The organism is Streptomyces yangpuensis, assembly GCF_001005295.1.
Classification (GTDB): Bacteria; Actinomycetota; Actinomycetes; order Streptomycetales; family Streptomycetaceae; genus Streptomyces; species Streptomyces yangpuensis.
The window spans coordinates 434,852-447,867 of sequence record NZ_LBMK01000001.1 but is presented as its reverse complement, the minus strand read 5'-3'; the positions used below and the strand labels follow the sequence as shown (position 1 = coordinate 447,867).

General features: G+C 73.6%; 13 protein-coding genes and 1 pseudogene. 1 reads left to right on the top strand and 13 read right to left on the bottom strand.

Annotated features, from left to right (window positions below):
- Positions 1–145 precede the first annotated feature (145 nt).
- Positions 146–841: a class I SAM-dependent methyltransferase gene (locus AAT21_RS01935; RefSeq protein ID WP_046774951.1), complete on the top strand. Its 696-nt coding sequence runs from the start codon at positions 146–148 to the stop codon at positions 839–841.
- Positions 842–896: 55 nt separating this feature from the next.
- Here AAT21_RS01935 and era read toward each other — a convergent pair whose 3' ends face one another.
- The 13 genes and pseudogenes from era to AAT21_RS01875 all read right to left on the bottom strand — a co-directional run bounded on the left by era (position 897) and on the right by AAT21_RS01875 (position 12,917).
- A complete protein-coding gene (era, locus tag AAT21_RS01930; protein WP_030649798.1) occupies positions 897–1,847 on the bottom strand; it encodes a GTPase Era in 951 nt (316 codons plus the stop codon).
- Positions 1,848–2,827: 980 nt separating this feature from the next.
- Entirely contained in the window at positions 2,828–4,120 is a 1,293-nt protein-coding gene (locus AAT21_RS01925; protein ID WP_046774950.1) for a WxL domain-containing protein, read from the bottom strand.
- 505 nt (positions 4,121–4,625) lie between these two features.
- Positions 4,626–4,982 (bottom strand): cytidine deaminase, encoded by a 357-nt coding sequence (locus AAT21_RS01920; protein ID WP_046775520.1) that lies wholly within the window; start codon positions 4,980–4,982, stop codon positions 4,626–4,628.
- Positions 4,983–5,062: 80 nt separating this feature from the next.
- Entirely contained in the window at positions 5,063–5,416 is a 354-nt protein-coding gene (locus AAT21_RS01915) for an MmcQ/YjbR family DNA-binding protein (protein WP_046774949.1), read from the bottom strand.
- Complete coding sequence (locus AAT21_RS01910; protein WP_046774948.1) at positions 5,413–6,717, bottom strand: hemolysin family protein; 1,305 nt, start codon at positions 6,715–6,717, stop codon at positions 5,413–5,415. The genes AAT21_RS01915 and AAT21_RS01910 overlap by 4 nt, the downstream gene beginning before the upstream one ends.
- Positions 6,714–7,211 (bottom strand): rRNA maturation RNase YbeY, encoded by a 498-nt coding sequence (ybeY, locus tag AAT21_RS01905; RefSeq protein WP_046774947.1) that lies wholly within the window; start codon positions 7,209–7,211, stop codon positions 6,714–6,716. Before ybeY ends, AAT21_RS01910 begins: the two co-directional genes overlap by 4 nt.
- Positions 7,212–7,224: 13 nt before the next feature.
- Positions 7,225–8,262 carry a PhoH family protein gene (locus AAT21_RS01900; protein ID WP_079025385.1) on the bottom strand — a complete coding sequence of 346 codons (1,038 nt, stop codon included), beginning with the start codon at positions 8,260–8,262 and terminating at the stop codon, positions 7,225–7,227.
- Between the two features lie 175 nt (positions 8,263–8,437).
- Entirely contained in the window at positions 8,438–9,532 is a 1,095-nt protein-coding gene (locus tag AAT21_RS01895) for a PfkB family carbohydrate kinase (RefSeq protein WP_046774945.1), read from the bottom strand.
- A 181-nt stretch (positions 9,533–9,713) separates the two neighbouring features.
- Positions 9,714–10,619: a ribonuclease Z gene (locus AAT21_RS01890; protein ID WP_046774944.1), complete on the bottom strand. Its 906-nt coding sequence runs from the start codon at positions 10,617–10,619 to the stop codon at positions 9,714–9,716.
- A 3-nt stretch (positions 10,620–10,622) separates the two neighbouring features.
- Positions 10,623–10,982 (bottom strand): histidine triad nucleotide-binding protein, encoded by a 360-nt coding sequence (locus tag AAT21_RS01885; RefSeq protein WP_046774943.1) that lies wholly within the window; start codon positions 10,980–10,982, stop codon positions 10,623–10,625.
- 79 nt (positions 10,983–11,061) lie between these two features.
- Positions 11,062–11,164 (bottom strand): annotated as a pseudogene (locus AAT21_RS38540) (16S rRNA (uracil(1498)-N(3))-methyltransferase); the annotation flags it as partial.
- 1 nt (position 11,165) lies between these two features.
- Positions 11,166–11,829, bottom strand: a 664-nt coding sequence (locus tag AAT21_RS01880; RefSeq protein ID WP_235438644.1) for a 16S rRNA (uracil(1498)-N(3))-methyltransferase, incomplete at its 3' end; no start/stop codon positions are given.
- Complete coding sequence (locus tag AAT21_RS01875; protein WP_046774941.1) at positions 11,826–12,917, bottom strand: nitronate monooxygenase; 1,092 nt, start codon at positions 12,915–12,917, stop codon at positions 11,826–11,828. The genes AAT21_RS01880 and AAT21_RS01875, both read right to left, overlap by 4 nt.
- Between the last annotated feature and the right edge of the window lie 99 nt (positions 12,918–13,016).

The following is a 13,016-nucleotide window of genomic DNA, read 5'->3' as shown; positions in this document are numbered from 1 at the left end:
GCTCCGGCTGCCGCGCCGCGGGCGCGCCGACCGGCAGGCGGGGCCGGCCACGTTCGCGTTTGCCGGGTCGGCAACTTTGTTTGCCGAGGGGGGCGGGGTGGGCGCAGCATCGGGGGCACGAAGACCGCGAGCGGAAGAGGCACCCATGACGACGCACGACCACGACCACGGCCACACGCACGAGCACACGCACGGGACGCAGGAGAACGGGAACGGGCCCGTCGCAGGCGGCGCGGAGTTCTGGGACGAGCGCTACGGCGAGAGCACGCGCATCTGGAGCGGCAACCCCAACGCCCTTCTGGTCCGCGAGGCCCAGGACCTCGCCCCCGGCCGGGCCCTCGACCTCGGGTGCGGGGAGGGTGCGGACACCGTCTGGCTGGCCCGCCGCGGATGGCGGGTCACCGCCGCCGACATCTCGAAGGTGGCCCTCGGCCGCGCCGCCGAGCACGCCGCCGAGGCCGGGGTCGGGGACCTCGTCGACTGGCAGCAGCACGACTTCGCGCAGTCCTTCCCCGAGGGGGAGTTCGACCTCGTCTCGGCGTGCTTCCTGCACAGCTACGGGGACTTCCCGCGCGAGCGGATCCTGCGCCGGGCCGCCGCCGCGGTGGCCCCCGGCGGGACCCTCCTCGTGGTGGGCCACGCGGGCGGGCCGTCGTGGAACCCGGAGGCCCTCGCCGACATCCACTTCCCCACCCCGCACGAGGTCCTGGCGCAGCTGGAACTGCCGCAGGGCGGCTGGGAGGTCCTCACCGCGGCCGAGCACGTGCAGGCCATGACCGACCCGGAGGGCCGTCCCGGGACCCGTCCCGACAACGCGCTGAAGATCCGGCGCCTCGCCTAGCCCAGGTGTACTGCCCTGTCGTGGAGCGCCCGCGGGGGCGGGCCCGGGCGACCGGTCAGAAGCCGAGCTTGCGCAGCTGCTTGGGGTCCCGCTGCCAGTCCTTGGCGACCTTCACGTGGAGGTCGAGGAAGACGGGGGTGCCGAGCAGCGCCTCGATGTGCTTGCGCGACTTCATCCCGACCTCCTTCAGGCGGGAACCCTTCGGGCCGATGATGATGCCCTTCTGGCTCGGCCGCTCGATGTAGACGTTGGCGTGGATGTCGAGCAGCGGGCGGTCGGCCGGGCGGTTCTCCCGCGGGATCATCTCCTCGACGACCACGGCGATGGAGTGCGGGAGCTCGTCCCGTACGCCTTCCAGGGCGGCCTCGCGGATCAGCTCGGCGACCATGACCATCTCGGGCTCGTCGGTGAGGTCGCCCTCCGGGTACAGCGGCGGGCTCTCCGGCAGCAGCGGCGCGATCAGGTCGGCCAGCAGCTGGACCTGGCTGTCGCCGACCGCCGAGACGGGGACGATCTCGGCCCACTCGAAGCCGAGCTCCTCGGCGAGCTGGTGCACGGCGATGAGCTGCTCGCCCACCTGCTTGGACTCGACCAGGTCGGTCTTGGTGATGATGGCGATCTTGGGGGTCTTCTTGATCCCCGCGAGCTCCTTGGCGATGAACTTGTCGCCGGGGCCGAGCTTCTGGTCGGCCGGCAGGCAGAAGCCGATGACGTCGACCTCGGCCCAGGTGGTGCGCACGACGTCGTTGAGGCGCTCGCCGAGCAGGGTGCGCGGCTTGTGCAGGCCGGGCGTGTCGACGAGGACGAGCTGGGCGTCGGGGCGGTGCACGATGCCGCGGACGGTGTGGCGGGTGGTCTGCGGCCGGTTGGAGGTGATCGCGACCTTCGTGCCCACGAGTGCGTTGGTGAGGGTCGACTTCCCGGCATTGGGACGGCCGACGAAGCAGGCGAAGCCCGCACGGTGCGGGGCGGTGGACTCGGGGGAACGATCGCTCATACGGGCCATTCTCCCCGATGCCGCTCCCAGCGCCGACCAGGCCAGGGCGGTGACGGCGAGCACAGCCGCGAGAGGCGGGTGCGCGGCGTAGGCGGCACGGCCCTGAGCTGTGGTTCCGTCGGCCCGCGCCCGCACCGTCACCCGGGCCCATTCGACTGTGGGCGGGCCGTCCCAGCGGGCCTGCAGGCGCTCCTCCTGACCCGGCAGCAGTTCGGCGGGCAGCCCGGTGAGCCCGCGGTCGAGCAGCCGGCGGCCGAGCGCGCCGGAGGCGGTGAGGGTGACCCGGGGCCGGAGGGTGACGTTACCGGTGTTGTGGAGGGTGTACGAGACCTCCGCCGCGGCGCCGCCCCGGCGGTCCACGGTGACGTCCCGGACGGCGAGGGCGGGCGCGGTGGGGCCAATGACCCGCAGGTACAGCCGGGCGGCGACGGCCTGCCGCACCCCGATGATCCGCGCGGCGGCGGCTTCGCCCGGCCGTTCCTCCAGGGCGGCCACGGCGCCAGGGTGGTCCCCCGGTGCGGCGCGGTCGGGGACGGTGAGCGTGAAGCCGACCCGGACCGTGCCACCGGCCGGGACGGTGACCCGCTCCCGGTCGAGCTTCGTCCACGCGGCGACGGCCCGGCGCGGCTCGTCGGGCCCGCGGAGAGCGAAGCCGCCGTCGCGGGCGGTGTGGTGGGCATCGGCGGCGTAGAGGCGGAAGGTGCGGGGTCGGTCGCCGCGGTTGGTGAGGGTGACGGCGTCGGTGACGTGCTGGCCGGGTGCGGCGGCAAGATAGAAACACGGCCGTTGTCCCAGGGTGTTCGCGGCGGGCAGCACGGACCACTGGCCGTCCTCGGCCCCGGCCGTCCCGGCGGTCGCGGCGACGAGCGCGGCGGCGGCGAGCACCGGCGCTGTGACCGCCCGGAGCCTTCTCCCCACCCCGTCCCTCGACCGCTTCCCGGGGCCGTGCCCCGCACGCCGCGCCCCGGACGCCGACGGGGTCGTACGGGTCACGACAGGGTCAGGGTCAGGACCGCCGTGTAGGCGCCCGGCGGGGTGTACGGCGGCACGCGCAGGGTGACCGTCGCGTCGACCGTGAAGGTGCCGCCGGCCAGCGGGCCGTCCGGGGTGGAGGCCAGGAGCGCACCCTCGGGGCCGACGGCGCCCGCGCTGCCCGGCGTACAGGGGCTGAGGCTGCCCGGGGCCGCCACGCACGACGGGGTCCAGGACAGGGACGCGCCCGGGATGCGGATCCCACCGGGGCCGGTGAAGTCGGTGACCTTGCCGGTCAGGGACCAGCCGGCCGGGCCGCCGCGGGCGTCGGTGACGGTCACGGTGCCGATCCGGCCGGGCGCCGGGCCGCCACCGCCGTACGGGACCGCGCCGAGGGTGATGTCCTCGCCTGCCTGGGTCATGCCGAGCGCGCCCGGTTCGACGGTGGCGGTGACCTTCTGCGTGGCGGCCGGCGGCGGGGCGGCGTCGACGACCGTGTACGCCGCAGGGCCGGAGCCCTGGCCCGCGGACCAGGCCGTGCCCTCGTAGGCGACGACCGCGGTGGTCGTGCGGTCGGTGACCGGCAGCTCCACGACGGCCGTGCCCAGGCCGTCGGCGGTGGCGCGCACCCGGTCGGCGGTCTCGGCGGCGCCGGCCCGCCCCGCGACGGTCACGGAGGCGCCCGGCGGGAACCCGGCGGCGGTGACCTTCACCCCGGCTCCGGGTCTGCCGTGGGCGGCGGCGAGGCGGACGGTGCGCAGGTTGGCCGTGGGCAGTGCGGTGCCGGTGAGGCGTGCCGAGACGGGGGCCGGGGCCGGACCGGAGGCGGTGCAGCTGGTGTCGAGATCCACGAGTTGGCCGGTGTGCAGGGTGTAGGGGCCGGGTGCCAGGGTGATCTCGCCGGGCGCGGTGACGGTGAAGGTGCCGGTCATGGTGACCGCGGGCAGGGGCGCGCCGGCCGGGACGGGGTCGTTGCGCTGGGCGCCGACGACGGTGACCTCGCCGCTCTGGGCGCCCCCGAGCAGGATCCGGCCGGCCGGGGTGAGCGTGTCGGCGGGGAGTTCGCCGCCGACCGGGTTCAGGGCCGGGGTCCCGAGGACCTGGTAGGTCACGGTGACGGTGTCGCCGAGCCGGGGTGCCGGGTCGTCCACGGTGATCCTGGCGGTGGTCCGCCCGTCGGCGGGCGGGAGTCCGGCCTCCTGGGGCGCCAGGCACTGCGTGGGGAAGTCCACCTGTCCCGGGGGCGTCTCCCCCTCGGCCGCGGCGGGTGCGCCGAGGGCGCCCCCGGCCGTGGCCGCGAGAGCGGCCATGCCGACGGCTGCCGACCATCTCCGGTTCCGCGCCCGTGTTCGCACTGCCCGCCCCCTGGGTTGCCTCGCGCCGCGCCCCGCGCAGGGGCCCATTCACGAGCGGGCGACGGGAGAAGTCAATGCACGGACCCGGCATCAACTGATGGCCCATCAGGAGATGGCGGCGTGGCACCGCCCCCTCCCGCTCCTCCGGTGGCCCGGAAGGACGGCCGGTAGGCCGTCGGGCTCACCCCGAGCGCCGCATGCACGTACTGGCGCAGCGAGTGCGCCGTCCCGAACCAGCGGTAGCCGGGGGAGGGTCCGGGCGGAGGCCGGCGCCCGGCGGAGCCGGGTTTCCTGGGGCGCCGCCCCGGACCCCGCGCCTCAAAGGCCGGCGGGGCCGGCTTTGCCCGCCCGAGGCTGGATGTGGCCGAGGCTGGAATGGCCGGGCGGGGCCGCATCGGCGGGCAGAGCCTGCCGGGCCGCGGCCGAACACGGGACAGCGACCCCGCCGGGAGGCCAGAGGCTACCGGCCGGCCGGGGTCGTGGACTTCAGGGTGCCGTCCGGGGCCGCCAGGAGGACCGGGGTGTCCGGGCCGCCGAGGTCGCGGACCGCCGCCCGGTCGGCCTCGGCCGGGGCGTCGGCCGCGCTCACCACTGCCGCGGCCTCCAGGGACCGCGCCCCGCTGGCCACGGCCATCGCGACCGCGGTCTGCAGCGCGCTCAGCTTCAGGGAGTCGAGCTCCACCGTGCCCGCGACGTACGTCCGTCCCGTCTCGTCCCGCACCGCCGCCCCCTCGGGCACCCCGTTGCGGGCCCGGGCGCTGCGCGCCAGCGTGATGATCTTGCTGTCCTCGGGGTCGATCCCGGTGCTCTCCGTCATGGTCGAAAGCATAGGGAGCCCCCCGCCCGGGCCGCGCAACGACCCCGCCGCGGCCCGGACCGGCCCGGGATCGGCCACGGTCAGGGCCGGTCGAGCTTCAGCCGCTCCGCCCGCGGCAGCCCCGCGACCACCAGGTCGTACGAGTCCTCGACGAGCTCGCGCAGCATCACGTCGGGGATTCCGCCCACCGTCACCGTGTTCCAGTGCCGCTTGTTCATGTGGTAGCCCGGCGCGATCGCCTCGTGCTCCTCGCGCAGCCGCACGGCCAGCTCCGGCTCGCACTTGAGGTTGATCTTCAGGGGCTCGGCGTCCAGCGTGCTGAGGGCGAACATCTTGCCCTTCACCTTGAACACCGAGGTCTCCGGGGTGAAGGGGAACTCCTCCACCGCCGCGTTGAAGCCCAGACAGAACTCCCGCAGCTGCGCCGGGGTCATTCCCCCTCCTCCCCCGCGGCCTCCGCCGCGGCCACCGGTTCGACGAGCACCGTCACGATCTTGTTCCGCCGGCCCGCGGGCGCCTCCGCCGTCAGCCGCAGCGGACGGCCGTCGGGCAGTTCCACGACCGCCGAGGCTCCCGCGATCGGCACCCGGCCCAGCGCCTTCGCCAGCAGTCCGCCGACCGTCTCCACGTCCTCGTCGTCGAAGGCCTCGACCTTGAACAGCTCACCGAGGTCGGTGATGTCCAGGCGCGCCGTGACCCGGTAGCGGTCCTCCCCCAGGTCCTCGACCGGCGGGAGCTCCCGGTCGTACTCGTCCGTGATCTCGCCGACGATCTCCTCGAGGATGTCCTCGATGGTGACGATGCCGGCCGTGCCGCCGTACTCGTCGATGACGACGGCCACGTGGTTGCGCACCTGCTGCATCTCGCGCAGCAGATCGCCCGCGTTCTTGGTGTCCGGCACGAAGACGGCCGACCGCATCGCCGTCGACACCAGGTCGGTCTCGGACTCACGGTTGACGTGTGTCTTGCGGACCAGGTCCTTGAGGTAGACGATCCCGACGATGTCGTCCTCGTTCTCCCCGGTGACCGGGATGCGCGAGAAACCCGACCGCAGGGCGAGCGTGGTCGCCTGACGGACCGTCTTGTAGCGCTCGATGCAGACGAGGTCGGTGCGCGGCACCATCACCTCGCGCACGAGGGTGTCGCCGAGTTCGAAGATCTGGTGCACCATCCGGCGCTCGTCGTCCTCGATGAGCGATTCCTTCTCGGCGAGGTCGACCATGGCCCGCAGCTCGGCCTCGGAGGCGAAGGGGCCCTTGCGGAAGCCCTTGCCCGGCGTGAGCGCGTTGCCGATGAGGATCAGCAGCTGCGGGATCGGCCCCATGATCCTGGCGAGCGGTACGAGGACGTACGCGGCCGCCGTCGCCGTGTTCAGCGGGTGCTGGCGGCCGATCGTGCGGGGGGAGACGCCCACGGCGACGAAGGAGACCAGCACCATCACGGCGATGGCCACGAGCAGGGCGGTCCAGTTCTCGCCGAACGTGTCGAGGCAGACGTAGGTGACGAGGACCCCGGCCGCCATCTCGCAGGTGACCCGGACCAGCAGCGCCACGTTGAGGTAGCGGGTGGGGTCGCCGGCGACCTGGGCGAGCTTCTCGCTGCCGCGCCTGCCCTCCCGTACGGCCTGCTCGGCGCGGAAGATCGAGATACGGGCGATGCCGGACTCCGCGCACGCCGCGAACCAGGCCACGATCACCAGCAGCACCGCGCCGGTGATCAGTTGCGGGGCGCTCACGAGACGGTGGGAGCCGGGGACGGGCCGGTGAGCCCGCGCTCACCGCGCCAGCCGTCCACGATGGCCGCCTGGAGGCCGAACATCTCGGCCTTCTCGTCGGGCTCCTCGTGGTCGTAGCCGAGCAGGTGCAGCACTCCGTGGACGGTCAGGAGCTGGAGCTCCTCGTCCATGGAGTGCTGCGTCGGGGCTTCCTCGCCCTGCTTCTTCGCGACCTCGGGGCAGAGCACGATGTCGCCGAGGAGTCCCTGCGGGGGCTCCTCGTCGTCCTTCGACGGCGGACGGAGCTCGTCCATCGGGAAGGACATGACGTCGGTCGGGCCGGGCAGGTCCATCCACTGGATGTGGAGCTGCTCCATGGCGTCCTCGTCGACGACGATGACGGAGAGCTCCGAGAGCGGGTGGATCCGCATCCGGGTGAGCGCGTAGCGGGCGATGTCGAGGATCGCCTGCTCGTCGACCTCGGTTCCGGACTCGTTGTTGACGTCGATCGACATGGTGCGCTGGGTTCTACTTCCGCTGGTAGCCGTTGGCGGCCTGCTGGCCGTCGTCGTACTTCTCGTACGCGTCGACGATACGGCCGACCAGCTTGTGCCGGACGACATCCTCGGACGTGAGCCTGGAGAAGTGGATGTCCGGTACCCCGTCCAGGATTTCCTGAACCTGGCGCAGACCGCTCCTGGCCCCGCCGGGCAGGTCGACCTGGGTGATGTCACCGGTGATCACGATCTTCGAGTCGAAGCCGAGCCGGGTCAGGAACATCTTCATCTGCTCGGTGGTCGTGTTCTGGGCCTCGTCGAGCACCACGAACGCGTCATTGAGGGTCCTGCCCCTCATGTATGCCAGAGGGGCCACCTCGATCGTGCCCGCCGCCATGAGCCGCGGGATCGAGTCGGGGTCGAGCATGTCGTGCAGCGCGTCGTAGAGCGGGCGCAGATACGGGTCGATCTTGTCGAAGAGGGTGCCCGGCAGGAAGCCGAGCCGCTCCCCCGCCTCGACGGCGGGCCGGGTCAGGATGATCCGGCTGACCTGCTTGGACTGGAGGGCCTGGACCGCCTTGGCCATGGCGAGGTAGGTCTTTCCGGTACCGGCGGGGCCGATGCCGAAGACGATCGTGTTCTTGTCGATCGCGTCGACGTACCGCTTCTGGTTGAGGGTCTTGGGGCGGATGGTCCGGCCGCGGCTGGAGAGGATGTTCTGGGTGAGCACCTCCGCCGGGGTCTCCTCCGGCCCGTTGCCGTTGCCGCTCGCCTTGAGCATGGCGATCGAGCGTTCCACTGCGTCCTCCGTCATCGGCTGCCCGGTGCGGAGCACCAGCATCATCTCGTCGAACAGTCGCTGGATCAGGGCGACTTCCGCCGCTTCTCCGATCGCGCTGACCTGATTGCCCCGAACATGGATGTCGGCCTTCGGGAAGGCCTTCTCGATCACGCGCAACAGGGCGTCGCCCGAGCCGAGCACCGTCACCATCGGGTGTGTCGCCGGTACGGTGAAATGTGCTCGCGCCTGCCCCGGCGCAGGGATGTGGGCTGTCGATGTCTGAGTCATGGGCCGGCACTGTGGCCTGCGCATACCTCCCGCTGAGGGGCCGCGCCGATCGACGACCTCCGGAGTACCAAGCGTACGTCGCCGCCGCGGCTTCCCCGAGAGGTTTTCAGCGCCGCCCGGGCCCGGCACTCGCCCAGCCCCGGCCCGGCCCCGGGCCGCGTCCGCGGTCCTGCGGCTAAGCGGAGTGCCGGAAGCCGATGGTCGGCACGGCTCTGCGCCGGGCGGCCGGGGTCGCGGCCGGCGGAATCAGCTCGTCCAGGAAGCCGTAGCGGCCGCGCAGCGCGTGCGGGGCGGCCTGCCACCAGTGGGCCACCTCCGGCCAGCCGGGCGCCGACAGGGACCCGCCGAACTCCTGGACCGACAGGGCCGCGGTCAGCCCGGCGAAGGCCAGCCGGTCCGCCAGCGGCCAGCCCGCCAGGGTGCCGGTGACGAAGCCCGCCACGTAGACATCCCCCGCCCCCGTCGGGTCCAGCTCCTCCACGGCGATCCCGGGGACGTGGGCGGTCTCCCCGGTGCGGCTGTCGACCGCGTACGAGCCCTCCGCGCCCATGGTCACCACCGCGACCGGGACCCTCTCGGCCAGTGCGCGGGCCGCCGCCCGCGGGCAATCGGTGCGCGTGTACCGCATGGCCTCGCCCGCGTTCGGCAGGAAGGCCTCGCAGTGCTCCAGGTCGGCCAGGGCCCCCAGGTCCCACCGTCCGCTCTCGTCCCAGCCCACGTCCGCGAAGATCCGCGAACCGCGCCGGGCGGCTTCTGCGATCCATGCCTCGCCGCGGCCGGGCTCCAGCGAGGCGACGGCGGCGCGGGCCCTCGGCGGGCACTGCGGGAAGGGGCCGGGGCCTGCCGGCGGAGGGGCCTCGTGGCCGTGGGAGACCATCGTGCGCTCGCCCTCGTAGGCCATCGAGACGGTGACGGGGCTGTGCCAGCCGGGGACGGTCCGGGACATGGCCAGGTCGATGCCCTCGCCCTGCTCCAGGGCGTCCCAGCAGTACTCGCCGTAGTGGTCGTCGCCGAAGGCCGCGGCCAGTGAGGTGCGCAGGCCGAGCCGGGCCAGGGCGGTGGCCATGTTGGCGACGCCGCCGGGGCTGGAGCCCATGCCGCGCGCCCAGGACTCCGTACCGCGCACCGGCGCCGAGTCCAGTCCGGTGAAGATGATGTCGAGGAAGACCGTCCCGGTCAGGAAGACGTCGCAGCCCGGTTCCTCCGGGTCGCGCAGCGGCCCGAGCGGGTCCAGGGCTGCGGTGCGGCTGTCGAGGTCCCCACTGGTCACGGTGGTCTCCCCTGTCGGTCTCGAAGGGCCGTTTCTCGGTGAAAGCTGCCAGGTCTCCCCGCCCCGGGCGGGATCAGAACCCAGTGTGGCGCAGATCACCCGCACGATGCCCTCCGGGCCGGTCACCGCACGCCGCGCCGCGGCCCGGGACGCACGTACGCGCCCCGGGTCGCCGACCGTGTCAGCCCCGCTTCGGCAACGGCACCCGCATCAGGTCCGCGGCCACGGTGAGCTCCCCCTCGAACCCGGCCGCCCGTGCCTGGCGTTCGAACTCGGTGGGGTCGGTGTACCGCTGCGAGAAGTGCGTCAGCACGAGGTGGCGCACGCCCGCGTCCCGCGCCACCCGGGCCGCCTGGCCGGCGGTGAGGTGCCCGTGGTCGGTGGCCAGGCGTTCGTCCTCGTCGAGGAAGGTCGACTCGATCACCAGCATGTCGCAGCCCTCGGCGAGCTCGTCCACGCCGCCGCAGAGCCGGGTGTCCATGACGAAGGCGAAGCGCTGTCCGGGCCTGGGTTCGCTGACCTCCTCCAGCGTGACCTCGCCGAGGCGCCCGTCCCGCTGGATCCGGCCCACGTCGGGGCCCTTGATCCCGTGCCGGGCGAGCAGTTCGGGCACCATCCGGCGCCCGTCGGGCTCGGTGATCCGGTAGCCGAAGGACTCCACGGGGTGCGAGAGCCGCCGGGCCTGAAGGACGTACGAGGCGCCCTGCGCCACCGGTCCGTCCCCGGAGACCGGTTGCTCCAGGATCTCCGCGGTCTCCCGGTAGGCCGTGGCGTAGCGGAGCCGGTCGAAGAACTTCTGTCCGGACGCCGGGTAGTGCGCGGCGACGGGGTGCGGGACCTGATCGAGGTTGATCCGCTGGATCACCCCGGCGAGGCCGAGGCTGTGGTCGCCGTGGAAGTGGGTGATGCAGATGCGGTCGATGTCGTGCGCGGCCACGCCGGCCCGCAGCATCTGGCGCTGCGTGCCCTCGCCCGGGTCGAAGAGGATGCCCTCGCCGTCCCAGCGCAGCAGGTAGCCGTTGTGGTTGCGGTGGCGGGTGGGCACCTGGCTGGCGGTGCCCAGCACCACGAACTCTCTGGCGGACACGTGCTACCCCGGGGGCCACTGGAGGCCGCGCCCGCCCAGGACGTGCGCGTGCGCGTGCCAGACGGTCTGGCCGGCGCCGGAGCCGGTGTTGAAGACGACCCGGTAGCCGTGGTCGTCGATCTTCTCGTCGGCGGCGACCTGTGCGGCCTCACGCAGTATGTCGGCGGCGATGCCCGGCTCGGCGGCCGCGAGGGAGGCCGCGTCGGGGTAGTGCACCTTGGGGATGACGAGCACGTGCGTCGGCGCCTGCGGGTTGATGTCCCGGAAGGCGACGGTGGTCTCGGTCTCCCGGACCACCGTCGCCGGGACGGCACCCTCGACGATCTTGCAGAACAGGCAGTCGGCCTGCGGTTCCCCGGCCATTGCTCACCCTCCCGTGATGTTGATCGGTCCGGGCATCGTATCCAGCCGGGGGCCCGCCGCGGGCGCGCATTCCGGCCGGTCAGGCCCAGCGTCCGGTACGGGCGAGCAGGACCGCCGCGGCCGCGGTGCCGGCGGTGGAGGTCCGCAGGACGGAACGGCCGAGGCGGTAGGGGCGGGCCCCCNGGGGGGGGGGGGGGCGGCCCCCCGCCGCGGCGAAGACCTCCAGCTCCTCGGGGGAGACGCCGCCCTCCGGGCCGACCACCAGGACGACGGAACCGGAGGCGGGCAGCTCGGCCGTGGCCAGGGCCTGCGACGGGGTGTCGCGGTCCTCGTGCAGGACCATCGCCAGGTCGGCGCCGGCCAGCAGCGCGGCGACCTGCTTGGTGGACATGGCCTCGGCCACCTCCGGGAAGCGGACGCGGCGGGACTGCTTGCCCGCCTCGCGGGCCGTGGCCCGCCACTTGGCCAGGGACTTGGCCCCGCGGTCGCCGCGCCACTGCGTGATGCAGCGCGAGGCCTGCCAGGGCACGATCGCGTCCACGCCGGTCTCGGTCATCGTCTCGACGGCCAGCTCGCCCCGGTCCCCCTTCGGCAGGGCCTGGACCACGGTGATGCGGACGCCGGGCTCCGCCTCCTGCCCGGCGGCGGCGACCGCGACGACGAGCCGGTCCTTGCCCTCGGCGGCCTTGACGACCGCCTCCGCCCAGCCGCCGCGGCCGTCGGTGAGGACCACCTGCTCGCCCGGGTTCAGCCGTTTCACGGACACGGCGTGCCGGCCCTCGGGGCCGTCCAGGACGAACTCCGGGCCTGCGGGGACCTCTTCGACCACGAACACCGGGGCCGTCATGACGCACTCCTCATCTGCATTTCCTTCAACGTGCTCTGCGCCTCGGCCAGTTCGGCAGCCAGCACCTCGACCAGCTGTGCCGCCGGAAGCGCTCTCGCCAGCCGGTGCCCCTGTCCGGCCCACAGGGCCATGCCCTGCGGGTCCCCGGCCGCGGCGGCCGCCTTGCGCAGCCCCGAGGTCAGATGGTGGACCTGGGGGTAGGCGGCCGGGGCGTAGGGGCCGTGCTCCCGCACGAAGCGGTTGACCAGCCCCCGGGCCGGCCGCCCGGAGAAGGCCCGGGTCAGTTCCGTCCGGACGAAGAGCGGATCGGTCAGCGCCTTCTTGTGGACGGGGTCCGCCCCCGATTCGGGGCACACCAGGAAGGCCGTGCCGAGCTGCGCCGCCGCCGCGCCGGCCGCCAGCAGCGCGGCGATCTGCGCGCCCCGCATGACCCCGCCCGCGGCGATGATCGGCAGGGCCACGGCCTCCCGTACCTGCGCCACCAGCGCGAGCAGTCCCACGGCCGCCGTGCCGTCGATCTGCGGGTCGTCCCGGTGGGTGCCCTGGTGGCCGCCCGCCTCGACGCCCTGGACGCAGACGGCGTCGGCGCCCGCCTGCTGGGCGGTGCGGGCCTCCTCGACGGAGGTCACGGTGACGACGGTGTACGTACCGGCTTTGCGCAGGGCGGCGAGGGCCGTGGGGTCGGGACAGCCGAAGGTGAACGACACCACCGGGACCGGGTCTTCGAGGAGGATGGCCAGCTTGGCGTCGTATCCGTCGTCGCTGGTGCCGATGATGTCCTCCTCGGCGAGCGAGATCTCGTACCAGCTCGCCTCGCCGGCCAGCTGCCCGCGGTACGCCTCCACCGCGGCCGGGTCGGCGTACCCGGTCTGCGGCATGAAGAGGTTCACGCCGAAGCGGTACCGGGTGAGCGCGCGCACCTGTTTGATCTCCTGGTACATCCCGTCGGCGGTCTTGTAGCCCCCGGCGAGGAAGCCCAGTCCGCCCGCCTCGCACACGGCGGCGACGAGCGGCGGGCAGGAGGCGCCGCCCGCCATGGGAGCCTGCACGATCGGGTGGGGGGAGAGACCGTTCGCGGCGGTGGACATGCACTGCATCGTGCCACGTCCCGCCCATGGGGCCGAATCACCGCATTCGCCTGGCATAGTCCGCTCCCTGCGGGCCTGAGGGCGGCTGCCGGGGGCACG